This window comes from Streptomyces sp. NBC_00376, assembly GCF_036077095.1.
Taxonomy (GTDB): domain Bacteria; phylum Actinomycetota; class Actinomycetes; order Streptomycetales; family Streptomycetaceae; genus Streptomyces.
In genome coordinates this window covers 6908609-6932599 of sequence record NZ_CP107960.1, presented here as the reverse complement: position 1 = coordinate 6932599, position 23991 = coordinate 6908609, and the positions used below count along the sequence as shown (strand labels likewise).

25 protein-coding genes and 1 tRNA gene are annotated in these 23991 nt (G+C 71.7%); 15 read left to right on the top strand and 11 right to left on the bottom strand.

Annotation, left to right across the window (positions count from 1 at the left end; all coding sequences use genetic code 11):
- The first annotated feature begins 35 nt into the window (after positions 1-35).
- Together OG842_RS31295 and OG842_RS31290 are read left to right on the top strand one after the other, a co-directional pair.
- Positions 36-1019 (top strand): aldo/keto reductase, encoded by a 984-nt coding sequence (locus OG842_RS31295; RefSeq protein ID WP_266736107.1) that lies wholly within the window; start codon positions 36-38, stop codon positions 1017-1019.
- Positions 1016-3442, top strand: a complete 2427-nt coding sequence (locus tag OG842_RS31290) for a helix-hairpin-helix domain-containing protein (protein WP_266736109.1) — start codon at positions 1016-1018, stop codon at positions 3440-3442. The genes OG842_RS31295 and OG842_RS31290 overlap by 4 nt, the downstream gene beginning before the upstream one ends.
- A gap of 92 nt (positions 3443-3534) precedes the next feature.
- On the opposite strand, the gene OG842_RS31285 is transcribed toward OG842_RS31290, so the two are convergent.
- The gene (locus OG842_RS31285; protein WP_266736111.1) at positions 3535-4185 is read right to left on the bottom strand and encodes a hypothetical protein; all 651 of its coding nucleotides are present in this window, start codon (positions 4183-4185) and stop codon (positions 3535-3537) included.
- A gap of 47 nt (positions 4186-4232) precedes the next feature.
- On the opposite strand from OG842_RS31285, the gene OG842_RS31280 reads away from it, so the two are divergent.
- Positions 4233-4421: a DUF5703 family protein gene (locus OG842_RS31280; RefSeq protein WP_030918345.1), complete on the top strand. Its 189-nt coding sequence runs from the start codon at positions 4233-4235 to the stop codon at positions 4419-4421.
- A gap of 66 nt (positions 4422-4487) precedes the next feature.
- Here OG842_RS31280 and OG842_RS31275 read toward each other — a convergent pair whose 3' ends face one another.
- The 3 genes from OG842_RS31275 to OG842_RS31265 form a co-directional block, all read right to left on the bottom strand.
- Complete coding sequence (locus OG842_RS31275; RefSeq protein ID WP_323185874.1) at positions 4488-5264, bottom strand: chaplin; 777 nt, start codon at positions 5262-5264, stop codon at positions 4488-4490.
- 138 nt (positions 5265-5402) lie between these two features.
- The gene (chpH, locus tag OG842_RS31270) at positions 5403-5636 is read right to left on the bottom strand and encodes a chaplin ChpH (RefSeq protein ID WP_266736113.1); all 234 of its coding nucleotides are present in this window, start codon (positions 5634-5636) and stop codon (positions 5403-5405) included.
- A 164-nt stretch (positions 5637-5800) separates the two neighbouring features.
- Positions 5801-7126 carry a M20/M25/M40 family metallo-hydrolase gene (locus tag OG842_RS31265; protein ID WP_266736114.1) on the bottom strand — a complete coding sequence of 442 codons (1326 nt, stop codon included), beginning with the start codon at positions 7124-7126 and terminating at the stop codon, positions 5801-5803.
- Between the two features lie 184 nt (positions 7127-7310).
- On the opposite strand from OG842_RS31265, the gene OG842_RS31260 reads away from it, so the two are divergent.
- Positions 7311-7395: transfer RNA gene (locus OG842_RS31260), tRNA-Leu, on the top strand.
- 288 nt (positions 7396-7683) lie between these two features.
- Positions 7684-8619, top strand: coding sequence for a pseudouridine synthase (locus OG842_RS31255; RefSeq protein ID WP_266736115.1), 936 nt, complete (start codon positions 7684-7686; stop codon positions 8617-8619).
- A gap of 61 nt (positions 8620-8680) precedes the next feature.
- On the opposite strand, the gene OG842_RS31250 is transcribed toward OG842_RS31255, so the two are convergent.
- The gene (locus OG842_RS31250) at positions 8681-9310 is read right to left on the bottom strand and encodes an MBL fold metallo-hydrolase (RefSeq protein ID WP_266736116.1); all 630 of its coding nucleotides are present in this window, start codon (positions 9308-9310) and stop codon (positions 8681-8683) included.
- Positions 9310-10395 carry an S-(hydroxymethyl)mycothiol dehydrogenase gene (locus OG842_RS31245; RefSeq protein WP_266736117.1) on the bottom strand — a complete coding sequence of 362 codons (1086 nt, stop codon included), beginning with the start codon at positions 10393-10395 and terminating at the stop codon, positions 9310-9312. The genes OG842_RS31250 and OG842_RS31245 overlap by 1 nt, the downstream gene beginning before the upstream one ends.
- A 380-nt stretch (positions 10396-10775) precedes the next feature.
- On the opposite strand from OG842_RS31245, the gene phsA reads away from it, so the two are divergent.
- Positions 10776-12599: an O-aminophenol oxidase PhsA gene (gene phsA / locus OG842_RS31240; protein ID WP_266737325.1), complete on the top strand. Its 1824-nt coding sequence runs from the start codon at positions 10776-10778 to the stop codon at positions 12597-12599.
- A gap of 102 nt (positions 12600-12701) precedes the next feature.
- Here phsA and OG842_RS31235 read toward each other — a convergent pair whose 3' ends face one another.
- The gene (locus OG842_RS31235) at positions 12702-13403 is read right to left on the bottom strand and encodes a FadR/GntR family transcriptional regulator (protein ID WP_266736119.1); all 702 of its coding nucleotides are present in this window, start codon (positions 13401-13403) and stop codon (positions 12702-12704) included.
- Positions 13404-13547: 144 nt separating this feature from the next.
- Here OG842_RS31235 and OG842_RS31230 point away from each other — a divergent pair, with 144 nt between their 5' ends.
- Positions 13548-14057 (top strand): gluconokinase, encoded by a 510-nt coding sequence (locus OG842_RS31230; RefSeq protein WP_266736120.1) that lies wholly within the window; start codon positions 13548-13550, stop codon positions 14055-14057.
- Positions 14058-14068: 11 nt separating this feature from the next.
- Positions 14069-15466 carry a GntT/GntP/DsdX family permease gene (locus tag OG842_RS31225; protein WP_266736121.1) on the top strand — a complete coding sequence of 466 codons (1398 nt, stop codon included), beginning with the start codon at positions 14069-14071 and terminating at the stop codon, positions 15464-15466.
- Here the strand turns inward: OG842_RS31225 and OG842_RS31220 are convergent.
- Complete coding sequence (locus tag OG842_RS31220) at positions 15455-16132, bottom strand: cytochrome b/b6 domain-containing protein (protein ID WP_266736122.1); 678 nt, start codon at positions 16130-16132, stop codon at positions 15455-15457. The genes OG842_RS31225 and OG842_RS31220 overlap by 12 nt on opposite strands.
- On the bottom strand, positions 16074-16799 hold the full coding sequence (locus OG842_RS31215; protein ID WP_266736123.1) for a molybdopterin-dependent oxidoreductase: 726 nt from the start codon (positions 16797-16799) through the stop codon (positions 16074-16076). The genes OG842_RS31220 and OG842_RS31215 overlap by 59 nt, the downstream gene beginning before the upstream one ends.
- A 155-nt stretch (positions 16800-16954) precedes the next feature.
- On the opposite strand from OG842_RS31215, the gene OG842_RS31210 reads away from it, so the two are divergent.
- Complete coding sequence (locus OG842_RS31210; RefSeq protein ID WP_266736125.1) at positions 16955-17404, top strand: ASCH domain-containing protein; 450 nt, start codon at positions 16955-16957, stop codon at positions 17402-17404.
- A 21-nt stretch (positions 17405-17425) separates the two neighbouring features.
- Here OG842_RS31210 and OG842_RS31205 read toward each other — a convergent pair whose 3' ends face one another.
- Positions 17426-19081 carry an FAD-binding dehydrogenase gene (locus tag OG842_RS31205; protein ID WP_266736126.1) on the bottom strand — a complete coding sequence of 552 codons (1656 nt, stop codon included), beginning with the start codon at positions 19079-19081 and terminating at the stop codon, positions 17426-17428.
- A 210-nt stretch (positions 19082-19291) separates the two neighbouring features.
- On the opposite strand from OG842_RS31205, the gene OG842_RS31200 reads away from it, so the two are divergent.
- The 6 genes from OG842_RS31200 (at position 19292) to OG842_RS31175 (ending at position 23010) form a co-directional block, all read left to right on the top strand.
- Positions 19292-20185, top strand: a complete 894-nt coding sequence (locus OG842_RS31200; RefSeq protein ID WP_266736127.1) for a DMT family transporter — start codon at positions 19292-19294, stop codon at positions 20183-20185.
- Between the two features lie 67 nt (positions 20186-20252).
- Positions 20253-20882 carry a TetR/AcrR family transcriptional regulator gene (locus tag OG842_RS31195; protein WP_266736128.1) on the top strand — a complete coding sequence of 210 codons (630 nt, stop codon included), beginning with the start codon at positions 20253-20255 and terminating at the stop codon, positions 20880-20882.
- 43 nt (positions 20883-20925) lie between these two features.
- The gene (locus OG842_RS31190; RefSeq protein ID WP_266736129.1) at positions 20926-21699 is read left to right on the top strand and encodes a glucose 1-dehydrogenase; all 774 of its coding nucleotides are present in this window, start codon (positions 20926-20928) and stop codon (positions 21697-21699) included.
- A 34-nt stretch (positions 21700-21733) separates the two neighbouring features.
- Positions 21734-22255, top strand: coding sequence for an NUDIX hydrolase (locus OG842_RS31185; protein WP_266736130.1), 522 nt, complete (start codon positions 21734-21736; stop codon positions 22253-22255).
- Between the two features lie 51 nt (positions 22256-22306).
- On the top strand, positions 22307-22702 hold the full coding sequence (locus OG842_RS31180; RefSeq protein WP_266736131.1) for a YidH family protein: 396 nt from the start codon (positions 22307-22309) through the stop codon (positions 22700-22702).
- Positions 22699-23010: a DUF202 domain-containing protein gene (locus OG842_RS31175; RefSeq protein ID WP_266736132.1), complete on the top strand. Its 312-nt coding sequence runs from the start codon at positions 22699-22701 to the stop codon at positions 23008-23010. The genes OG842_RS31180 and OG842_RS31175 overlap by 4 nt, the downstream gene beginning before the upstream one ends.
- A 31-nt stretch (positions 23011-23041) precedes the next feature.
- Here OG842_RS31175 and OG842_RS31170 read toward each other — a convergent pair whose 3' ends face one another.
- Complete coding sequence (locus OG842_RS31170) at positions 23042-23986, bottom strand: NADP-dependent oxidoreductase (protein ID WP_266736134.1); 945 nt, start codon at positions 23984-23986, stop codon at positions 23042-23044.
- Between the last annotated feature and the right edge of the window lie 5 nt (positions 23987-23991).

Below are 23991 nucleotides of genomic sequence, written 5' to 3'. Positions count from 1 at the left end.
GCCGAGTCGGCTTCCGGCCAGTAATCTCAGCGCCCATGGAGCAGAGGCATCTCGGCCGCACCGGCCTTCGAGTGTCCCGGATCGGGCTCGGCACCCTCACCTGGGGCCGGGACACCGATGAGCACGACGCCGCCGAACAGCTGAAGGCCTTCTGGGAGGCGGGCGGCACGCTGGTCGACACGGCCGATGTGTACGGCGGCGGGGAGGCCGAGTATCTGCTCGGGCAACTCGTCGGCGGCCTGGTGCCACGGCACGATCTGGTCATCGCGACGAAGGCCGGCAGCGTGGCCGATCCCTACCGCCGGTTCGACGGATCGCGCGGGCATCTGCTGGCCGCGCTGGACGCCTCCCTGGAACGGCTCGGCACGGACCACGTGGATCTGTGGCAGATCCACGCCTTCGACCCGGGGACCCCGCTGGAGGAGACCCTTCAGGCAGTGGATCTGGCGGTGTCCAGCGGGCGTGCCCGGTACGCGGGGGTGTCGAACTTCTGCGGCTGGCAGCTGGCCAAGGCGGCGACCTGGCAGCTCGCCTCGCCCGGGGTGCGCACCCGGCTGGCGAGCACGCAGATGGAGTACTCGCTGTTGCAGCGGGGGGTGGAGCGGGAGGTGCTGCCCGCCGCCCTCGATCTCGGTGTCGGGCTGCTGCCCTCCTCCCCGCTGGGCCGCGGGGTCCTCACCGGGAAGTACCGGTCGGGCACTCCCGCGGACTCGCGCGGTGCCTCGGAGCTGCTGGCCCCGTTCGTCGAGCCGTATCTCGACGAGGCCGCGAGCCGCGTGGTGGACGCGGTGGCGACGGCTGCGGACGGGCTGGCCACGACGCCGCTCCAGGTGGCTCTCGCCTGGGTGCGGGACCGGCCCGGCGTGGTGGCCCCGATCGTCGGCGCGCGCAATGCGCAGCAGCTCACGGAGGCGTTGTCAGTGGAGGCGCTTAGTCTTCCTGACGAGATCTGCCAGGCGCTCGACGATGTGTCGGCGCCCGTGCACCGCTATCCCGACCAGGACTGGAGCACGCTGTGACTGCGCTTCCCCGGGGGGAAACCCCCGGCTCCCCGGCCGCCGACGACGCCGTCGTCGCGCCCCCCTCCGCCGACGTGCCCGCCCCGTCCACCGGGGACGGGACGGAGACGGAGGGCGGCGCCCCCGGGCCCACCGGGGCGGGCGACACGGAGCCGGCCCCCGGCACCGGCGGACCGGCCGAAGCGACGGACGGCGGACCCGACGATGCGGCGGACGGCGAACCGGCCGGAGCCGCGGCCGAAGCGACGCACGACGGGCCGGACGGAGCCGACGACTCCGACGGCCCCGACGACTCCGCGGACGGGACGACGGACGACGGACCGGCCGAGCCGGCCGAGGCCGCGGAGGACACGGCCGACGGCGCCGGGGACGGGGCGGACGCCGCCCCCGCGCAGCTCTCCGAGGCCGAGGCCGAGCTCGCCGCCCAGCGTGAGCTCCAGGAGCGGATCGAGAAGCGCAAGGCCGAGAAGGCGGGCCCCATCGCCGCTGGGGGGAAGCTGAGCGGCAAGGCGGCAGACCTGCTGGCGGCCGTGCGCGCGGTGGAGAGCGGCGAGCAGTCGGCCACCTCGTTCTTCGACTCGCCCGCACCCGCCGCCCCCCGCCGGACCGCACCCGAGCCCGCTCCGGCCCGCCCCCGCGCCCCCGAACCGGCGCGGGCGCCGCAGAGCGCCTCGCCGCAGGCCGTCGCCGCGACCGCCGCCGTGCTGGCCGACGGCGGGGCTCCGGCGGCGCTGGCGGGACCGGCGGCCGAAACCCTCGGGGCGCAGGCGGCCGACGCCCTGCGCGTGGACCCCTGGCAGCTGCTGGCCGTGCCGGGGGTCAGGCCCGAGCAGGCGGACGGGTTCGCGCGGGCCCTGCTCGGTGCCGAGTGCGGTCCGGACGACGAGCGGCGGACCGCCGCCCTGGTCGGCTGGCTGCTGGAGCGGGCCGCGCTTCGGGGCCACACGGCCCTGGACGCGTCGGAGGTACGGGCCGCGCTCGCCGAGCGTTCGGTGACCGATCCCGACGCCGCCGTGCAGCACGCTGTCGCCGAGGGCGTCGTCCTGGTCTTCCAGGACGACGGACAGGACGGGCAGGACCACGACGGGCAGGGGGCCGGGGCACCTGCGGAATCCGGCGAGGAACCCGGCGCGGGCGCCGAGCGGGCCGGGCAGGAGCCGGTGCAGGTACTGCTCGGCCTCGACCGCTACGCACTCGCCGAGGAGAGCCTCGCCGACGGCCTGGCCCGGCTGGTCAACGCCTGCGAGAAGGACGCCGACTGGACGGAGGCGGCCTCGGCCGCGAGCTCCCCGTCGGCGGCCGAGCTGATCCGCGCGGTCGCGGCCCACGGCCTGGTGGCACACACCGGGGGCGAGGCCGCCAGGGCCGAGCCCGCCGCCCTGATCACCGCGGCCCGCGCTCTCGGGCTGCGCGCCCTGGGCGCCACGCACAGCGCCGACGGCAGGCGCCGGCTGGCCGCGGCGACCGGTGCCCCGGAAACGGCCGTCACCCTCGCCGGTCTGCTCTCGGGCGAGCAGGGCCCGGGACGCGACGAGGAAGGCGCCGTCGCCGTCGACCTGCTCGTCGTGCTGGACGCCCCGCAGCTGGACGTGGAGACCGCCGCGATCCTGGTCGAGTCGCTGGCCGACGGCACCCGCCTGGTGCTCAGCGGCGATCCCGGGGTGCTGGGATCGGCCGGTGCGGGGCGGGTGTTCGCGGATGTGCTGGCGGCCCGCGCGTGCCCGCAGATCGTCTCCCGTACGCCGGATCCGGGACCCATCGGCGAGCTCGTCTCCGGCATCGGCATCGGCGAGCTGAACCAGGTCGAGGCGCCCGGCAAGGAGGTGGTGATCGTCCCCGTGCGCGATGCGGGCGAGGCGGTGCACCGCACCGTGCAGCTGGTGGCCGACTCGGTGCCGCGCGCCATCGGCGTACCGTCGTCCGACACCCAGGTGATCACCGTCGGCCACGGCGGCTCGGCGGGCACCCGGGCGCTGAACGCGGCGCTGAAGCAGCGGCTCAACCCCGGGCCCGGCCGGTTCGGCGGCTTCGACCCGGGCGACCGGGTCGCCCACGTCCCGGCGCCGGGCAGGACCGAGCCGGGTGTGGTCGTCTCGGCGGACGCCGAGGGCCTGCATCTGGACTGCGCGGGCACGGAGGTCGTCGTGGCCCAGGAGCGGGTGGAGTCCTCCGTGCGCCACGGCTGGGCCCTCAGCGCCCACCAGGCGGCCGGGATGCGGTGGCCCGCGGTGGTCGTCGTGCTGCCGGGCGACGCGGCGCAGGGACTGAGCCGCTGCTGGGTGTACACCGCCTTCAGCCGCGGCGAGCGCCATCTGTCCGTGGTGCACGGGGTGGATCAGGCGCTGCCGCGCGCGGTCGCCCAGCCTCCGGCCCAGGACCGCACGACGCGGCTGCGCACCCTGCTGGAGACCCCGGCCCGCTGACCGGGTCCCGTCGGGGACGACAGGGCCGGACGGGCTCGGCACATAGCCCGTCCGGCCGACGGATCAGCAGGCCCGCCGCCCGACGGCAGGGGTCAGACGGGGTCCAGGCGGGCCGGCTCCTCGTCCGGTTCGTCCTCGTCGAAGACGGCGCTGACGTCGAAGCGGCAGACCACCAGTTGCGGATCCGCGTCGTCGAAGGGCGCACCGAGCCACTCCCCCGCCTCGGGGAGCTCCTCGGCAGCCGTGACCCAGAGTGTGGAGTCCCCCTCCTCCAGCCCGAACTCCGTGTGCCGGGAGGCGATCTCGTCGGGTTCGTACTCCCCGAAGAGCACGCCGAGCGCCGCGTGGACGCTGGAGCCGACCACCGCGGCACTCCCGCTGCGCTCGTCCTGGTCGAGGTCGGCGATCCGCTGGGCCTGTGCGAGCAGCCTCGGCGGCTCCACCACCGCGTAGTCGCGCCGGATCAGCACACTGAGTGCGTTCGGCTCCTCTGGGCCGGTGTACGGCGGCAGCGAATCCTCCGCACCCGGGATCTCGAAAGGAGTGACTTCGTCGTACCGGTCGTAGAGCAACTCGTCGTAGAACTCGGCGGCAGCGGCCAGTGCGTTGAACGCGTCATAGACGGCCACGTCGTCGTCCCCGGTCCGGCGTTCGACGGCCGCGAGGTGGTGGTCGAGCGCGGCTTTGACCGCCTCGGCGGCGGCGCGTACCTCGGCAGCAGTGGGCTGCGCAGCATCAGACATAGTGCAGACGCTATCCGTACACGGGCTCTGCCCGCACAATAGATGCGATGCCGGAATACGAATTTGTCGATGTGTACGTGCCGCGCGGGGTTTCCCGGAAGGAGACAGCCCGCCTGCTGACCGACCATGCCGAGTACGGTCACTGGGAGTTGGACCGGCTGACGCTGCGTCGCGACGGCAGTCGAAGGGTGCGCCTGCGGCGGCGGATCATCCGCCAGCTCCGGGCCACCTGGTAAGCCGGAGCGGGCCCGGCATCCGCGGGGCCCGCTCCGTTCTTCCTGCTCGCTCGCCGTCCCGGTCCGTTACGCGGACGTCCGGGCGCGGCGGTAGAGCATCGTGCCCGCACCTGCCATCAGCAGGCCCGCACTCGCCGGGATCAGCAGGTCGAGCCCGCCCCCTCCGGTGTGTGCCAGCTGCGCCACGTTTGCGACGTTCCGGGTCTCGGGCACGTTCGGCACGGTCCGCGGTCCGGGAGCCGGAGGTTCGGTGACCGGGGTGACCGGGGGCGGGGTGCCGATGGGCGGCGTGACGGCGTCCGGGCCGTTCTCGCAGTCGTTGCCGAGGGTTGGGTTGAGCAGACCGCCGATGGTGATGCTGTTCCCGCAGGCGTTCACGGGGATGTCGATGGGCGCCTGGATGTTGTTGCCGGACAGCACCCCCGGCGAGCCCGTCGTGACGCCCTGGGCCGTCGCCCCGCTCTGGGCCGTCGCCCCGCTTCGGGCTGTCGGCCCGCCGCCGATCGGGGCCCGGTGCTTGCCCGTGCCGGGCCGACTCGCCTGGGTGAGGTCGCCGGAGACGCGGCTGCCGGAGACGTGCCTCCCCTGGGAGTCGTCCTGCGAACCGTTTCCGCAGGTGTTTCCGAACGCCGGGTTGAGCAGTGCCACGACGTCCACGGAGTTGCCGCACACGTTGACCGGTACATGGACCGGGATCTGTACCGAATTCCCTGACAGCACCCCCGGGGAATTCGTCGCTTCGCCGGACGCTCCCGCGTCCGCATGCGCGTAACCGCCACTCAGCGCGAGCGCCCCGCCCGCCGCCGCCATGGTGATCAGGCCTTTACGCGTGACCTGTCGCATAGGTTGTTTCCTGCCTTCTGCCTTCCGGAAAACCCCCGGACTCGACCGTGCGGGGGCGAAGTACCCAGCGGCCCCGGAGTGCATGGTGTGCACTCCGGGGCCGACCGGATTCAAACCCTTACGGGTTGACGCACGACGTCAGGCGTTGACGCAGGTGTTGCCGAAGGCGGGGTTCAGCAGCCCGATCACGGAGATCGTGTTGCCGCACACGTTCACCGGCACGTGGACGGGCACCTGGATGTTGTTGCCCGAGATCACGCCGGGGCTGCCGACTGCGGCGCCCTGGGCACCGGAGTCCGCGACGGCCATGCCCGCGCCAGCGAGCACCAGACCACCAGTGACAGCCGCAGCAGCGACGACCTTCTTGATCATTATTCCTCCTAGTTGGCAATGCGGTCCCAGCCGCGGACCGCATCACCTGTAACGAGGAAGAGGTAATCGGGCTACGAGCGTGCGCTCCCTTTCACTCGTTCCGGTCAAATACGCACAAGCTGGCGATTGTTGGTGCGGGAAGTCGGCGAAACACCGGCAAGGCGTCAGCAGTTGTCGATGAAACGGTCGAGCACCCGCACACCGAACTTCAGACCATCCACCGGCACGCGCTCGTCAACACCGTGGAACATGCCCGCGAAGTCGAGCTCCGGGGGCAGCTTCAGCGGGGCGAATCCGAAGCAGCGGATGCCCAGGTCGTCGAAGGACTTGGCGTCGGTGCCGCCGGAGAGCATGTACGGCACGGCACGGGCGATCGGGTCCTCCGCCTTCAGGGCGACCTGCATCGCGTCGACGAGCGAGCCGTCGAAGCTGGTCTCCAGCGCCTTGTCGCCGTGCACGTCCTCGCGCTTCACGCGCGGGCCGAGGATCCGGTCCAGATCCGCCAGGAACTCCTCCTCGTAACCGGGCAGGAACCGGCCGTCGACATGGGCGATGGCCTGGCCGGGGATGACGTTCACCTTGTAGCCGGCACCCAGCATGGTGGGGGCGGCGGAGTTGCGGAGCGTGGCGCCGACCATCTTGGCGATGCCGCCCAGCTTGGCGAGCGTGGCCTCCATGTCCTCCGGGTCGAGCGGGGTGCCGAGCGCGTCGGACAGCTCGTCGAGGAAGGACCGCACGGTCTTGGTCACCCGGACCGGCCACTTGTGCCGCCCGAGCCGTCCGACCGCCTCGCAGAGCTCGGTGATCGCGTTGTCGTCGTTGGTCATCGAGCCGTGGCCGGCGGTTCCGTCCACGGTGAGCCGCATCCAGTGCATGCCCTTCTGGGCCGTCTCGACGAGGTAGAGCCGCAGCTTCTCGTTCACCGTGAAGGAGAAGCCGCCGACCTCGCCGATCGCCTCGGTGACCCCCTCGAAGAGGCTGGGGTGCTTGTCCACGAGGTACCGCGCGCCGTACGTTCCGCCCGCCTCCTCGTCCGCGACGAAGGCCAGCACGATGTCGCGCGGGGGCTTGCGGCCGCTGCGCATCCGGTCACGGACGACCGCGAGGGTCATCGCGTCCATGTCCTTCATGTCGACCGCGCCCCGGCCCCACACGCAGCCGTCCGCGACCTCGCCGGAGAACGGGTGGTGGGTCCAGTCGTGGGCATTGGCCGGAACCACGTCGGTGTGACCGTGGATGAGCAGCGCGGGCCTGGACGGGTCCTCGCCCTCGATCCGGGCCACGGTCGAGGCGCGGCCCTTGTGGGACTCGAAGATCTGGGGTTCCAGCCCGACCTCGGCGAGCTTCTCCGCGACGTACTCGGCCGCGCCCCGCTCCCCCGGTCCCGAATGGTCCCCGTAGTTGCTGGTGTCGATCCGGATCAGCTCACGACAGAGGTCCACGACCTCGTCCTCGCCGGAGCCGGTCCGAGCCGTGCTGGTCTCGCTCACGCTGCTTCCTTCCACCGTCGCTGTGGTGCTCCCCCTCATCCTCCCGCGCCCGGCCCGTACGCCCAAGGGCACCCGCCCCTCGTCATGCGCCCTTCACGCTGTCCGGGGCGTGATCGAGCACCCCCGAATGTTTGCTATTGTTTTCCACGTCGGAACGGGCCGGAGCCCGCGAGACAGACACCTAGTCCGGGTGGCGGAATGGCAGACGCGCTAGCTTGAGGTGCTAGTGCCCTTTATCGGGCGTGGGGGTTCAAGTCCCCCCTCGGACACAATGCGAAAGCGTCGATCAGGAGCAGTCCTGATCGGCGCTTTCGCGTTGTGTGGCCGCCGCCCCGCTGGACCCGCTCATGTGTACCGGGCACATCCCGAACCGGCGTCGGATGCGCTGCACGGCCGGCTCGACGGGGGCCGAGCTCATCGGCTGCGGTCCGGAGAAGGTGACGCTGCCGGGCGCGTGAGGGTGCCGGCCCGGTGACCGGCGATAATGTGCGGACATCCCGGGCGACGGAGCGAGGAGCCGGCACCATGAGCACCGCCGTAGTGGTCGGCGTTCCCCGATGAGGGGGCGTGCGAAGCCCCCGGCGGCGCCGCTGCCGCAGCGGGACGGGATCGATCCGGTCCGGCTGCGGCTCCCGGAGGATCCGGACGGTGCGTGGCCGACGGTGCGTGATCACCTGCTGGCGCGGTTCTCGGACGCGATCGGGGTGCGGCGGGTGGACGCCATGTTCGCCGAGGGCCGGTTCGTCTCGGTGCGAGGCCCGGTGTCCGCCGACGAGCCGTACGAGAAGGGCCGGTACATCTGGTTCCACCGGGATTTCGCGCCGGAGGAACCGGTGCCGTTCCCGGTCGGGGTCGTCCACCGCGACGAGCATCTCGTCGTCGCCGACAAGCCGCACTTCCTGGCGACGACGCCGCGCGGCCGGCACATCACCGAGACCGCGGTGGCCCGGCTGCGCCGCGAGCTGGACCTGCCCTCGCTCCAGCCGGCGCACCGGCTGGACCGGCTGACCGCGGGTCTCGTGCTGTTCGTCGTACGGCCCGGGGAGCGGGGCGCGTACCAGACGATGTTCCGGGACCGTCTGGTGCGCAAGGAGTACGGGGCGGTGGCGCCGTACGATCCCGCGCGGGCCTTCCCGCGCACCGTGCGCAGCCGGATCGTGAAGGAGCGCGGGGTCATCGCCGCCCGGGAGGAGCCGGGCGAGCCGAACAGCGAGAGCCGGATCGAGCTGCTGGAGCACCGGGCGGGTCTTGGCCGCTACCGGCTGCTGCCCGCCACCGGGCGGACCCATCAGCTGCGGGTCCATATGAACGGCCTGGGGCTGCCGATCGTCCACGACCCGGTCTATCCGGTGGTCGAGGCGGAAGGGGCACCGGACGACTTCGCGCAACCGCTCCAACTCCTGGCCCGGGTGCTGGAGTTCACCGATCCGGTCACGGGCGAACCGCGCCGCTTCGAGAGCGGGCTGCGGCTCTCCGCGTGGCCGGACCGGTGAGCGTGCGCGGTTTCTCGGTGACCGCGGTCGTCAGTGACCGCGGTTCTCGATGACCGCGTTCTCAGTGGCCGCGGGCGATCCACTCGTCCAGCTGCGGGGCCTCCGCGCCGATGGTGGTGGAGTCGCCGTGTCCGGTACGGACGGTGGTCTCCGGCGGGAGGGTGAGCAGCCGGTCCCTGATCGACTCGACGATGGTCGGGAAGTGGGAGAAGGACCGTCCGGTGGCTCCGGGCCCGCCCTGGAAGAGCGTGTCCCCGGTGAAGACGGTGGACAGCTCGGGGGCTTGGAGGCAGACGGCGCCCGGGGCGTGACCGGGGGTGTGCAGGACCTTGAGCACCGTTCCGGCGATCTCCAGCTCCTGGCCGTCGGCCAGTTCGCCGTCCGGGAGGCGGTCCGGGTGGGTCTGCTTCCACAGCGGCAGGTCGTCGGGGTGCAGCAGGACCGGCGCGCCGGTCGCTTCGGCGAGGGCCGGGGCGGCGTCGATGTGGTCGTTGTGCGCGTGCGTGCAGACGATGGCGCGCAGCGTACGGCCGTTCAGCGCGGCCTCGATGGCGGCGGCGTCATGGGCGGCGTCGATGACGATCGCCTCGGTGTCGTCGCCGACGATCCAGACGTTGTTGTCGACGTCCCACTCCCCGCCGTCGAGGGCGAAGGTGCCGGAGGTGACGAGGTGGTCGATGCGGGCGGCCATCAGAAGACCACCACCGAGCGCAGCACGTCGCCGTCGTGCATCCGGGCGAATGCCTGCTCGACGTCGCCGAGTCCGATGGTCTCGGTGACGAACGCGCCGAGGTCGATCCGGCCCTGCTGGTGCAGGTCGATGAGCATCGGGAAGTCGCGCGAGGGCAGGCAGTCGCCGTACCAGGAGGACTTGAGCGAGCCGCCGCGCCCGAAGACGTCGATCAGCGGCAGCTCCAGCTGCATCTCCGGCGTGGGGACGCCGACCAGGACCACGGTGCCGGCGAGGTCGCGGGCGTAGAAGGCCTGCTTGTACGTCTCCGGGCGGCCGACCGCCTCGATGACGACGTCCGCGCCGTTGCCGCCGGTCAGGGAGCGGATCGCCTCGACCGGGTCGGTGGAGCGGGAGTTGACGGTGTGCGTGGCGCCCATCGTCTTCGCCGTCTCCAGCTTGCGGTCGTCGATGTCCACGGCGATGATCTTCGCCGCGCCGGCCAGCCGGGCGCCGGCGATCGCCGCGTCACCGACGCCGCCGCAGCCGATCACGGCGACCGAGTCGCCGCGGCCGACCTGTCCGGTGTTGATGGCGGCACCGATGCCCGCCATCACGCCGCAGCCGAGCAGACCGGCGACGGCCGGGGAGACCTCCGGGTCGACCTTGGTGCACTGACCGGCGGCGACCAGGGTCTTCTCGGCGAACGCACCGATGCCGAGGGCCGGCGACAGTTCGGTGCCGTCGAGCAGGGTCATCTTCTGCTTCGCGTTGTGGGTGTCGAAGCAGTACCAGGGGCGGCCGCGCAGACAGGCGCGGCACTGGCCGCACACGGCACGCCAGTTGAGGATGACGAAGTCGCCGGGGGCGACGTCCGTGACGCCCTCGCCGACGGACTCCACCACGCCCGAGGCCTCGTGGCCGAGCAGGAAGGGGAAGTCGTCGTTGATTCCGCCCTGTTTGTAGTGGAGGTCGGTGTGGCAGACGCCGCACGCCTGGATCTTCACCACGGCCTCGCCGGGGCCCGGGTCCGGGATCACGATCGTCTCGATCCGTACCGGCTCGTTCTTCCCCGGTGCGATGACCCCTTGCACCTGCTGCGACATACCGTGGTCTCCCTGTTTCCGTCTCTTTGCGAAATTCGATCGCGAACAACCGTACGCCCCGCGAGGGTGTCACGGCGGCGCGCCGCGTTGGCGGGAAACGACTGCCGCCCGCCCGGCGGGCCGTACCGGTTTCGGTCAGATTACGCATATCACTGAACTGCCGCGCTTTCCGGGCGGTCCTTCGATGCACAGGGGCCGCCGAATCCGTACCTGCGGGGGCAGGGGTCGTGTGGTCCACCAGCAGTGGAATCACTGATCATGGGGGAAGTACCTTGACGGAAATCGTCGAATTCGCCGAACTCGCCGAGATCACGGAGAAGACGGGGCAGACAGACCGGCGCACCGACGGACCGGGACCGGGTTCCGGAGCGGCGGCGCCCGTGGCGCCGGTCGGCGGACTCGTGCCGTACACCGACGCGTTGCCCGTCCCGCCGGTGCTGCGCCCGCAGACCGGTGACGTGCTCCGCGAGACGGAGATCGCCCTGTCGCCCACCTGGGTGCGGCTGCACTCGCAGCTGCCGCCGACCCTGATGTGGGGATACAACGGCACGGTGCCGGGACCGACCATCGAGGTGCGGCGCGGGGAGCGGGTCAGGATCGCCTGGACCAACCGCATCCCCAGGGGCAGCGAGTACCCGGTCACGGCGGTGGAGGTCGGCCCGGTCAAGCAGGGCGAACCGGCGCCGCACAACCGGCCCGGACGCGACGGAGTCGAGCCGAACCCGGATGTCGCCGCGCTGCCCGCCTGGACGGTGACGCATCTGCACGGCGCGCAGACCGGTGGCGGCAACGACGGCTGGGCGGACAACGCGGTCGGCTTCGGCGACGCGCAGCTCTCGGAGTACCCGAACGACCACCAGGCCGCCCAGTGGTGGTACCACGACCATGCCATGAACATCACCCGGTGGAACGTGTACGCCGGGCTCGTCGGCACCTATCTGATCAGGGACGACGAGGAGGACGCGCTCGGTCTGCCGTCCGGCGACCGGGAGTTGCCGCTGATCCTGGCCGACCGCAATCTGGACACCGACGAGGACGGCCGGCTCAACGGGCGGCTGCTGCACAAGACGACGGTCCTCGTGGAGGCCGACCCGGAGACCGGGAAGCCGGTGTCGCTGCCGTTCTTCGGCCCGTACACGACGGTCAACGGCCGTATCTGGCCCCATCTGGACGTGGACGACGCGTGGTACCGCTTCCGGCTGGTCAACGCGTCCAACGCGCGGATCTACGACCTGGTGCTGGTCGACGAGGACAACAACCCGGTCCCGGGCGTGATCCGGCAGATCGGCAGTGACGGCGGGCTGTTGCCGCGCCCGGTGCCGGTCGACTTCGACGAGGCGCTGCCGCAGCTGACGATCGCCCCGGCCGAGCGGATGGATCTGCTGATCGACTTCTCGGCGCTGGCCGGCCGCCGGGTCCGGCTGGTCAACCGCGGCAAGCTCGCGCCGGGGGTGCCGGACCCGGCCGCGAACGTGCCGTTCCCGCAGGTGATGGAGTTCCGGGTAAGGGAGACGGGGCAGCGGGACGGTTTCGAGCTGCCCGAGGTGCTGTCCGGTTCGTTCCGGCGGTACGAGCACGGCCAGGTGGAGCACGGGCACCGGCTCGTGGTGCTGACGGTGCCCGGCACGGTCGGCGGCGGCGGTCACCCGGAGATCTGGGAGATGGCGGAGGTCGAGGGCGCCGCCGAGGTGCAGGTGCCCTCGGACGGTGTCATCCAGGTCCGGGGCGAGGACGGCACGGTGCGTACGTACCGCAGGATCGCGCGGACCTTCAACGACGGGCTCGGCTTCACGGTGGGCGAAGGCGCCTTCGAGCAGTGGTCGTTCCTCAACCTGGGCGGTCCGACGCATCCGATGCACATCCATCTGGCGGACTTCCAGGTGATGGGCCGGGAGGCGTACGAGCTCGACGGCTTCGACCCGGCGCTCGGCGGAACCCGCTCCCCCGTGGCGTTCGACCATGGCACCACGATCCCGACGGCACCGAACGAGCAGGGCTGGAAGGACGTCTTCCGGGTGCCTGCCGGGCAGTTGGTGAAGGTGCTCGGGAAGTTCGACGGGGCGTACGGGCGGTTCATGTACCACTGCCATCTGCTGGAGCACGAGGACATGGGCATGATGCGGCCGTTCGTCGTGATGCCGCCCGAGGCGGTGAAGTTCGACCACGGCGCCGGGCACGGCGGCCACCACGGGCACAGCGGCTGACCACGCGTACCGGCTGAACCGGCGGCCCCCGCGGAATCGCTCCGCGGGGGCCGCTGTGCGTCCGGGGACGGCGGGGCCGTCGTGCGTCCGATGAACCGTGGTTCAGGGGGCGAGTACGTCCAGCTCGTGCAGGGCGCCCACCGCGATCTCCTTCGTCAGCCGCTCCGCCTCCACGGCGTCGCCCTCGCGCACCGCCTCGGCGAGCCGGACGTGGAGGGTGACCGCGGCCGGGTCGGGGTCCTCGAACATCACCTGGTGATGGGTACGGCCCGCCAGGACCTCGGCGACGACATCGCCGAGCCGCGCGAACATCTCGTTGCCGGAGGCGTTGAGCACGATCCGGTGGAACGCGATGTCGTGCTCCAGATAGCCCTCCAGCTGCTGGCCGCGCGAGGTGGCGACCATGCCGAGCGCGCACTCGGTGAGGGCCGCGCACTGCTCCGGGGTGGCGTTGCGGGCGGCGAGACCGGCCGCGACCGGTTCGATCGCCGAACGCAGCACGGTCAGGGAACGCAGCTGGCGCGGGCGGTCGGCGCCGGCCAGCCGCCACCGGATGACCTGCGGATCGTAGACGTTCCACGCCTCGGTCGGCCGCACCGTCACGCCGACCCGGCGCCGGGACTCGACCAGGTGCATGGACTCCAGGACGCGGATCACTTCCCGTACGACGGTGCGCGAGACGTCGAAGCGCTGGGCCAGCTCGTCGGTGCGCAGCACCTGCCCCGGCGGGTGCACCCCGGCGGCGATCTCCAGACCCAGGGTGTCCAGCACATGTGTATGCAGCCCGGCGCCCTGTGTGGTCATGAGCACAGCCTACGGGGCGCCCCTCAGGAACAAAAAGTACGACGTTTACGTCACAGAATCTTGAATAAGTCGTACGTATAGGTTTCAGTAGCGCGACGGACCGATGTCGAGGAAGACGTCGAACAAGACTGCGAGGCACCACCAATGAGCACCCCCCACGTCGTCGTGGTGATGGGCGTAGCAGGGACCGGCAAGACCACGATCGGCCCCCTGCTCGCCGCCGGACTCGGCGTTCCGTACGCAGAGGGCGATGACTTCCATCCCGCGGCGAACATCGCCAAGATGTCGGCCGGCATCCCGCTGGACGACTCCGACCGATGGCCCTGGCTCGACGCGATCGGCCAGTGGGCGCACGGCCGGGCCGGGCTCGGCGGAGTGGTGAGCAGTTCGGCGCTCAAGCGGGCCTACCGGGACCGGCTGCGCGCCGAGGCCCCCGGTGCGGTCTTCCTCCACCTGACCGGCGACCGGGCTCTGATCGAGCGGCGCATGACGGAGCGCAAGGGGCACTTCATGCCCACCGCGCTGCTCGACTCGCAGTTCGCAACCCTGCAGCCGCTGCAGGAGGACGAGGCCGGTGTCTCGGTCGACGTGTCCGGCACCCCTGAAGAAATCACCGAGCGAGCCGTCGCCGCGTTGCGCCGGCTCGATAACTAAGGATCACCACCGTGACCAGTCTCAGCGTCGAGATGTTGGCAGCGGACGCCGTCGAACCGATCACTTCGGCAGGCAACGCGCAGCTGGGTGTCGCCGTTCTGGCGGGCATCGCCGTCATCGTTCTGCTCATCACCAAGTTCAAGATGCACGCGTTCCTCGCGCTGACCATCGGCTCGCTGGCGCTCGGCTCGTTCGCCGGTGCCGCTCCGGCCAAGACGATCGCCAGCTTCACCGCCGGCCTCGGCTCGACCGTCGCGGGCGTCGGTGTGCTGATCGCGCTCGGCGCGATCCTGGGCAAGCTGCTGGCCGACTCCGGCGGCGCGGACCAGATCGTCGACACCATCCTGGCCAAGGCGAGCAGGCGTTCCATGCCGTGGGCGATGGTGCTGATCGCCTCGATCATCGGTCTGCCGCTCTTCTTCGAGGTCGGCATCGTGCTGCTGATCCCGGTGGTGCTGCTCGTCGCCAAGCGCGGCAACTTCTCCCTGATGCGGATCGGTATCCCGGCACTGGCCGGCCTCTCCGTGATGCACGGCCTGATCCCGCCGCACCCCGGCCCGCTGGTGGCGATCGACGCCCTCGGCGCCAACCTCGGGGTCACGCTGGCGCTGGGTGTGCTGGTCGCGATCCCGACCGTGATCATCGCCGGGCCGCTCTTCTCCCGCTACGCCGCGCGCTGGGTGGACATCAAGGCTCCCGAGAAGATGATTCCGCAGCGTCCTTCGGAGGACCTGGACCGTCGTCCCAGCTTCGGCGCCACTCTGGCGACGATCCTGCTGCCGGTCGTGCTGATGCTGGTCAAGGCCCTGGTCGACATCGTGGTGGACGACCCGGAGCAGGGTCTGCAGAAGGTCACCGATGTGATCGGCTCGCCGCTGATCGCGCTGCTCGCGGCCGTCATAGTCGGCATGTTCACGCTGGGCCGGGCGGCCGGGTTCTCCAAGGGCCGGCTCTCCACCACCGTCGAGAAGTCCCTGGCCCCGATCGCCGGTGTGCTGCTGATCGTGGGCGCGGGCGGCGGTTTCAAGCAGACCCTGATCGACGCCGGTGTGGGCCAGATGATCCTGGACTTCTCCAAGGACTGGTCGATCCCGGCGCTGCTGCTGGGCTGGCTGATCGCCGTCGCGATCCGGCTGGCGACCGGTTCGGCGACCGTGGCCACCATCTCGGCGGCCGGTCTGGTCGCCCCGCTGGCCGCCGACATGTCGACGTCCCACGCCGCCCTGCTGGTCCTCGCCGTCGGCGCGGGCTCGCTCTTCTTCAGCCATGTCAATGACGCCGGATTCTGGCTGGTGAAGGAATACTTCGGCATGAGCGTCGGACAGACGGTGAAGACCTGGTCGGTGATGGAGACGATCATCTCCGTGGTCTCGCTGGCCTTCATCCTGCTGCTGTCGCTAGTCCTCTAGCGCGCGGCCGCCCGCACGGTCCTCCCCCCACAGCGCATGCTGTGACCGTGCCCAATGGCGCTCGACCGACCCGGTGCGCATGCCACGGCGTGCCTCCGGGTCGGCGAGCGCCATTGCCATGTGTCCGGCCAGCACGATGCCGACCGCGAGCGCCAGCCAGTCGTGGACGAAGGTCGCGCCGGTGCGCCACGGCAGCGGGGCGAGGCCGGTGAACCACATCAGTACGCCGGTGCCCGCCATCACCAGCGTCGCGCCCGCGATCCATGCCGCGTACAGCTTCTGTCCGGCGTTGAACTTCCCCGCCGGCCGGGATTCCGGCCGGTGGTCGCGGCGGCGCACCGCGCGCAGCCACTGCCGGTCGTGCGGCCCGAAGCGGTTGAGCCGGGACAGGTCGGCCCGCAGCGCCCGGGACAGCAGGCCGGCCAGGACGGGCACCGGGGTCAGCACCCCGGACCACTCGTGCACGGTGACCACGAGACGGCGGCGGCCGACGAGCTCGGCGAGCTGGGGCACGTACAGACAGGCCGCACCCGCCACGCACACCAGCATCAGCGCCGCCGTGGTCCGGTGCACCCAGCGCTCCGCACGGGTGAAGCGCTGGACGCGGTCAGACGGTGGGGGCGTCGTCGCGGCCGTTGGACCGGCCGACCCAGGCGTCGACGTCATAGCCGAGCTCCTCCCAGTAGCCGGGTCGCACGGAGTCGGTGACGGTGATCCCGGAAAGCCATTTCGCCGACTTGTAGAAGTACATCGGGGCCACGTAGAGCCGGACCGGCCCGCCGTGCGCGTGGGTCAGCGGGCTGTCCCGCAGGCGCAGCGCGACCAGTACGTCCGCGCGGCGGGCCTGGGCGAGGGTGAGACTCTCGCTGTAGGCGCCGTCGAAGCAGGTGAAGCGGACCGCCTTCGCCCCGGGCCGTACCCCCGCCGCGTTCAGCAGCGCGGAGAGCCGGACCCCTTCGAAGGGCGTCCCGGGCACCCGCCAGCCGGTGACGCACTGGACGTCACGGACGATGCGGGTCTGCGGCAGGGCCTTCAGGCCGTCCAGGGTGTACGTGGCCGGGCGGTCGACCAGACCGTCCACGGTCAGCCGGTATTCGTCCGCGTTCTTCTCCGGCACGGAGGAGGTGACGGAGTAGTAGCGGAAGCCGCCGCCGTTGGGCAGCAGCCCGGTCAGGCCGGTGGGGTCCTTGTCGGCGACCGCGCCGAGACCGGATTCCAGCGTGCGTTGCAGCGCGGGCGCCGCTACGACTCCGGCGGCGCCCAGGCCGAGCACGGCCAGGACGAGACGGCGGCCCACGGGGGTGCCTTCGGCGTCGGGAGGGCGACTGTTCACCCGGCCATTCGACCAGTTGCGGCCGCCGGTCGCCAGGGGCGGGGTGCCGCCCGCCGGGAGTCGCGGCCAACTCAGGCTGACCGGGGCGGAGTTGGCCGACCCGGCCCGGCGCTCGGCCCGGCGCCGCGCTCCGAGGGCATGTCAGACTTGTCGCCATGTCGAACCGTGAACCCCTCAAGCCCTTCCTGCTCGCCTTCCCCGGACCGCTGCGCGATCAGCTGGTGGGGGCGGTGCTCGCCGGTACGAAGGTCTCGACGACCGGGCTGCTCGCGGAGTACGAGGCGGAGAAGGAGGAGCTGCCTCCGGTGGGTGAGCGCTCCGCGCTGATCGACTCGGACGGCCGGGAGACCGCGGTGCTGGAGGTGACGGAGGTACGGGTGCTGCGTCTGGGAGACGTCGACCTCCAGCATGTGATCGACGAGGGCGAGGGCGACACCTCGGTCGCCCAGTGGCGTGCGGGGCACGAGAGGTTCTGGCACGGCGAGGAGATGCGGGAGGCGCTCGGCGACCCGGACTTCACCGTCGACGACGACACCATGGTGGTCGCCGAACGGTTCCGGGTCGTCGAGCTGCTGGACCCCGTCGTGGGGGCGGAGGAGCGGTAGGCCCTCCGGCCGGCCGCCTTTCTAGCCGACCGCCTTCGCCGCCGCCCGGCCGGCCGCGCGGCCGGAGAAGATGCAGCCGCCGAGGAAGGTCCCTTCCAGCGACCGGTAGCCGTGCACCCCGCCGCCGCCGAAGCCGGCCGCCTCCCCCGCCGCGTACACACCGTCCAGCGGGGTGCCGTCCTCGGTCAGCACCCGGGAGGACAGGTCCGTCTCCAGGCCGCCGAGCGACTTGCGGGTCAGGATGTTCAGCCGTACGGCGATCAGCGGGCCGGCCTTGGGGTCGAGGATGCGGTGCGGCGGGGCGGTGCGGATCAGTTTGTCGCCGAGGTAGGCGCGGGCCCCGTGGATCGCGGTGATCTGGAGGTCCTTGGTGAAGGGGTTGGCGACCTCGCGGTCGCGTGCGGTGATCTCGCGGCGCAGTTCGGCCTCGTCGATCAGCCGTTCACCGGTGAGCGCGTTCATGCCCCGGACGAGTGCGGAGAGGTCCTTCTCGACGACGAAGTCCGCGCCGTTGTCCATGAACGCCTTCACCGGGGCCGGTACGTCGGCGCGGGCCCGGCCTATGACGTCGCGGATCGACTTTCCGGTGAGGTCCGGGTTCTGCTCGGAGCCGGAGAGCGCGAACTCCTTGCCGATGATCTTCTTGTCGAGGACGAACCAGGTGTGGTCGTGGCCGGACCTCATGATGTGTTCGAGGGTGCCCAGGGTGTCGAAGCCCGGGAAGAGCGGGACCGGGAGACGCTTGCCGGTGGCGTCCAGCCAGAGCGAGGACGGTCCGGGCAGGATCCGGATGCCGTGCCTGGCCCAGATCGGGTTCCAGTTCTCGATGCCCTCGGTGTAGTGCCACATCCGGTCGCGGTTGATGTGGTGGGCGCCGGCCTCCTCGGCGATGCCGAGCATCAGCCCGTCGACATGGGCGGGGACGCCGGAGAGCATCTTCGCGGGCGGGGTGCCCAGCCGTGCGGGCCACTGCTTGCGCACGAGGTCGTGGTTGCCGCCGATGCCTCCGGAGGTGACGATCACCGCCTGGGCCCGCAGCTCGAACGTGCCGGTGGCGACCCGGCTGCTCGCGGTGCCCCGGGCCGCCGCGCTCGGCTCCAGCACCTCGCCGGTCACCGTGTCCACGGCGCCCGCGGTGCGGCCGAGGCCGGTGACCCGGTGGCGGAAGCAGAACCGTACGAGGCCCTTGGCGACGCCCGCGCGGACCCGGCGCTCGAAGGGGGCGACGACGCCGGGGCCGGTGCCCCAGGTGATGTGGAAGCGGGGTACGGAGTTGCCGTGGCCGTTCGCGTCGTAGCCGCCTCGCTCCGCCCAGCCGACGACGGGGAAGATCCGCAGCCCCTGGGCGTGCAGCCAGGAGCGCTTCTCACCGGCCGCGAAGTCGACGTACGCCTCGGCCCACTTCCGCGGCCAGTGGTCCTCCTCGCGGTCGAAGCCCGCCGTGCCGAGCCAGTCCTGGAGGGCCAGCTCATGACTGTCCTTGACCCGCATCCGGCGCTGCTCGGGCGAGTCCACGAGGAAGAGCCCGCCGAAGGACCAGTGCGCCTGGCCGCCGATCGACTGCTCGGGCTCCTGGTCGAGCAGGATCACCGAGCGGCCCGCGTCGACCAGCTCGGCGGTGGCCACCAGGCCCGCGAGCCCTGCCCCGATCACGATCACATCAGCGTCGTACGCCATGGGTTCCATCCTTGTCGGGGCGATCCGGTCACGGCCACGGGTCCGGCTCCGGCACCGTCGCGGCGCCTGAAGTTACTCGTGCGTCAGATCTTCGGCACCTGCCGCTGCGGCGTCAACCGCCCGGTCGGCGGCGCTCCGGCCGCACCCCTGGGACTGAGGCGTTATGGTCGAGACAAATCACCCACTTCTGGCCTGACTTGAGGTAGAAGCGTGTCGGTGCTGGTCCTCGTTCTCGCCGTGAGCGCCGCCTGCTGCCTGGGATTCGGCTTCGTCCTGCAGCAGGCCGCCGCCTCGCACGCCCCGAGGAGCGACTACCTCTCGCCCCGGCTGCTGCTGGACCTGATGCGGGTGCCGAGCTGGCTGGCCGGGATCGGGCTGATGGTCTGCGGCATGGTGCTGGGCGCCCTGGCCCTGGGCAAGGGCGAGGTGTCCGTCGTCGAACCCCTCCTCGCGACCAATCTGTTCTTCGCGATGGTCCTGTCCCGCCATCGCACCGGTCAGCGCCTCGGCCATCAGGGCTGGGCCGGTCTCTGGCTGCTGGCCGGCGGGGTCACCGCCTTCCTGCTGGCGGGCCAGCCGCAGGGCGGCCAGGCGGTGACCAGCCCGCTGCGGCACTGGCTGGTGATCGGCGTCGTCGTGGGCACCGCACTGCTGCTCACCGCCTTCGCCAGACGCTCCGAGTCCGGGGCCGCCCCCGCGCTGCTCGCGGTGGCGGCCGGGCTGCTGTACGGACTGCAGGACGCGCTCACCCGGGTCAGCGGCCAGCGACTGTCCGACGAGGGGTTGGCGACGCTGGTGACGGGGTGGCAGCCGTACGCGGTGGTGGCGCTGGGGGTGACAGGGCTGCTGCTGGTGCAGAGCGCCTTCGAGACGGGCCCGCTCCGGGTCTCGCTGCCGCCGCTGACCGCCGCCCAGCCGCTGGCCGGGATCGCCTGCGGGGTCGGATTCCTCGGCGACCAGCTGCGTACCGACGCCGGCGCGCTGGCCTGGCAGGCGGTCGGCCTGGTGGCGATCGTCGTCGGGATCGTGCTGCTCGGGCTGCATCCTGCGATGCCGGAGGGGCCGGTGGGCGGGCGCCGCGAGAAGAGCCTCCAGCCGAACTGAGCGGAGTCCGGCCGGCCGCCGGAGCTCTCCACTGGTTTTTAATAATGCCCAGCATTAGAGTGGCGCCATGGCGCGAACATCCGGTCAGGAGACCAGGGAGAAGCTGATCCGCGCGGCCGAGGAGGTCTTCGCGGCGCAGGGCACCGACGGCGCCCAGCTGCGGGACATCGTCCGGCTGGCCGGGCAGAACAACCCTTCCGCGGTCCAGTACCACTTCGGTTCCCGGGCCGGGCTGCTCGACGCGGTGATGGCGGGCCGCCAGGCCCGTACCGAACAGGTGCTGGCCCCCCTGCTCGACGAGCTGGGCGAGGACTGCGGAGTACGGGAGCTGCTCGCCGCGCTGATCGCGGCCGAGGCGAGCCTGCTCGCCGACGACCGGGGCCGCCGCTGCCTGCGGATCTCGGCCCAGCTCACCCATGAGACCGGGCTGCGGACCGGCCGGCTGCACCCCGCCCTGGACGGCACCGCCTACGGACGACTGATCGGCCGCATGGGGGAGCAACTGGAAGAGCTGCCCGGCCCCGTGCGCCTGGAGCGCCTCGATCTGGCGCTCACCCTGATCGGCGCGGCGCTGGCCGACCGCGCCCACCAGCGTCTCGACGGCATCGAATCGCTGACCGGCGACGAGCTCTTCCTCGCCGATCTCGTCGAGACCACCACCGCGTTCCTGTGCGCTTCCGCGCCGGGCAACGCGTGACCAACCGCACCACTTGGCATCTGTACCGCACGAAGGAAGCGACATGACCGACAAGAGCAACCTCACCGACAAGACCGTCATCATCACCGGCGGCGCCCGGGGCCTGGGCGCCGAGGCCGCCCGTCTCGCGGTGGCCGGCGGCGCCAATGTGGTGATCACCGACGTGCTCGACGAGGAGGGCGCCGCCACCGCCGCGGAGCTGGGGGCGAAGGCCCGCTTCATGCACCACGACGTGACCTCCGAGGAGGGCTGGCAGCAGGTCGCGGAGTTCGCCGTCGCCGAGTTCGGGCGGATCGACGGCCTGGTCAACAACGCCGGCGTATCCACCGGCCAGATGCTGGAGAGCGAGAGCGTCGAGCACTTCCGCAAGGTCATCGACATCAACCTGACGGCCGTCTTCATAGGCATGAAGACGGTGATCCCGGTGATGAAGGAGAACGGTGGCGGTTCGATCGTCAACATCTCCTCGGCCGCCGGTCTGATGGGCCTCGCCCTGACCTCCAGCTACGGCGCCTCGAAGTGGGGCGTGCGCGGTCTGACGAAGGTCGGCGCCGTGGAGCTGGGCACGGCGAGGATCCGGGTGAACTCGGTGCACCCGGGCATGGTCTACACGCCGATGACCGCGTCCGTCGGCATCCAGCAGGGCGAGGGCAACTACCCGAACACCCCGATGGGCCGGGTCGGCGAGGCCTCGGAGATCGCGGAGGCGGTCACCTTCCTGCTCTCGGACGCCTCCTCGTACATCACCGGTGCCGAGCTGGCCGTGGACGGCGGCTGGACCACCGGCCCGACCGTCAAGTACGTCATGGGTCAGTGATCATCCACAGCGGGTCTGCTGTTGGATGAGGGGCATGACTCCTTCTGACGAGATCCTGGACATCGTCGACGAGAACGACGTGGTCGTGGGGCAGGCCCCGCGCGGTGAGGCCACCGCGCGGGGCCTTCGCCATCGCTGTGCCTTCATCGAGGTCCGGGACGCGGAGGGGCGGCTCTTCGTCCACCGCAGGACCCCGGGCAAGCTGGTCTTCCCGTCCCACTACGACATGTTCGTCGGCGGGGTGGTCGGCGCCGGTGAGTCGTACGACGAGGCGGCGCTGCGGGAGGCCGAGGAGGAGCTGGGGGTGTCCGGGCTTCCCCGGCCGGAGCCGCTCTTCAAGTTCCTGTACGAGACCCCCGAGCACTCCTGGTGGTCGTACGTCTACCAGGTACGGTGCGACCTGCCGGTGAACCCGCAGGTGGAGGAGGTCGACTGGTACGCCTTCCTCACCGATGACGAACTGGCGCGGCGGATCGGCGACTGGGAGTGGGTGCCGGACGGCGTGGAGGCGTACCACCGGCTGCGCGCCTTCCGGGCGGGCGGGGCGGACGCCTGAGCCGGACGGCGGACACCGGCGGGGCGGCAACGCGGCAGATAAGGTTCACACGTGAACGAATTTGTACAGAGCCTGCGGCTGTGGTTCGCGCCGCAGCGGATCCGCGAAGAGGGCGACACCCCCGACTACCGGTTCTCGCTCGCCAACGAGCGCACCTTCCTCGCCTGGATCCGGACGGCTCTGGCGCTGATCGGCGGCGGGTTCGCGGTCGACCAGTTCCTGCCGGAGCTCGCGTGGGGGATCCGCGCCGGTCTGGCGCTCGCGCTGCTGGCGGCCGGTGTGCTCTGCGCGCTGCGGGCGGTCAACCACTGGGTGCGGTGCGAGCGGGCGATGCGGCGCGGCGAGGACCTGCCGGTCTCGCGGTTCCCGACGCTGCTCGCACTGGCTGTCGGGGTCGTCGCCGTGGCGATGGTGGTGGTGGTCCTCTTCGGCTGGGAGGGCCGGTGACCTCGGTGGACCGCGACCCCGGCCTTCAGCCCGAGCGGACCCGGCTGGCCTGGCGGCGTACGACGCTGTCGTGCACGGTGGTGGCGCTGCTGGCGGTCAAGCAGGCGCTGCACGGCGGGGTGGACCCGGCCGCGGTCGTGGCGGTGTCGCTGAGCGCGCTGGCCTGGCTGGGCTTCCTGCGGGTGGCGCATCTGCGGGTGCTCGCCATGGGGACGGCCCGGCCGCGACCGCTGTCGGCGCGCGGTGCGCTGACGGCGGCGGCGTGCACGGTGGCGCTCGCGGTGTTCGCCGCGGCCATGCTGTTCTGAGGACCGGTCACAGGGATCTGGCCGGGGGCCGTCAGAGGTCCGGGACCTCCCAGGGGACGGCGACGACGATCTTTCCGCGGGTGTGCCCCTGCTCGCTGAGCCGGTGGGCGTCCGCCGCCTGTTCCAGCGGGAAGACCCGCTCCACATGGACCGAGACGATGCCCTGCTCGGCCAGTTCGGCCAGATGGGTGAGGTCGGCCGCATCCGGACGTACGTAGGCGTAGCGGCCGCCGTGCGCGAGGACCTCGCCGTCCGCGATGGAGGCCAGGCGACCCTGGGGCTTCAGCACTTCGGCGGAGACCCGGAGCGCCTCCCCGCCGACGGTGTCGAACGCGGCGTCGATGCCGTCCGGGGCCAGGGCCCGCAGCCGGTCGGCGAGACCGTCCCCGTAGGCCACCGGTTCGCCGCCGAGCTGCCGGACGTGGTCGTGGTTGCGCTCGCTCGCGGTACCGATGACGCGGGCGCCGGCGTGCCGGGCGAGCTGGACGGCGAACGAGCCCACGCCGCCGGCCGCCGCGTGGACGAGGACCGTGTCGCCCTCGCGGATCCGCAGGGCGCGGTGCAGGACCTGGTAGGCGGTGAGACCGGCCAGCGGCAGGCCGGCCGCCTCCTCGAAGCCGAGGCTCAGCGGCTTGCGGGCGAGGGTGCGCACGGGTGCGGCGACGTATTCGGCGAAGGTGCCGCGGGAGAGGAAGTCCTCCCGCACGTAGCCGATGACCTCGTCGCCGACCGCGAACTCGTCGACGGCCGCGCCGGGCTGCACGACGACACCGGACACGTCCCAGCCCGGGATCACCGGGAACACGGCCTGCAGGGCGGCGTCGAGGTGGCCCTCACGGGCCTTCCAGTCGACCGGGTTGACGGCCGCGGCCCGTACCTTCACCAGGACGGTGTCCGGGCCGACCCTGGGGTCGGGCCGCTCGCCGTACTCCAGGACGTCGGCCCCGCCGTACCCGCTGTAGCTGATCGCCTTCATGCACC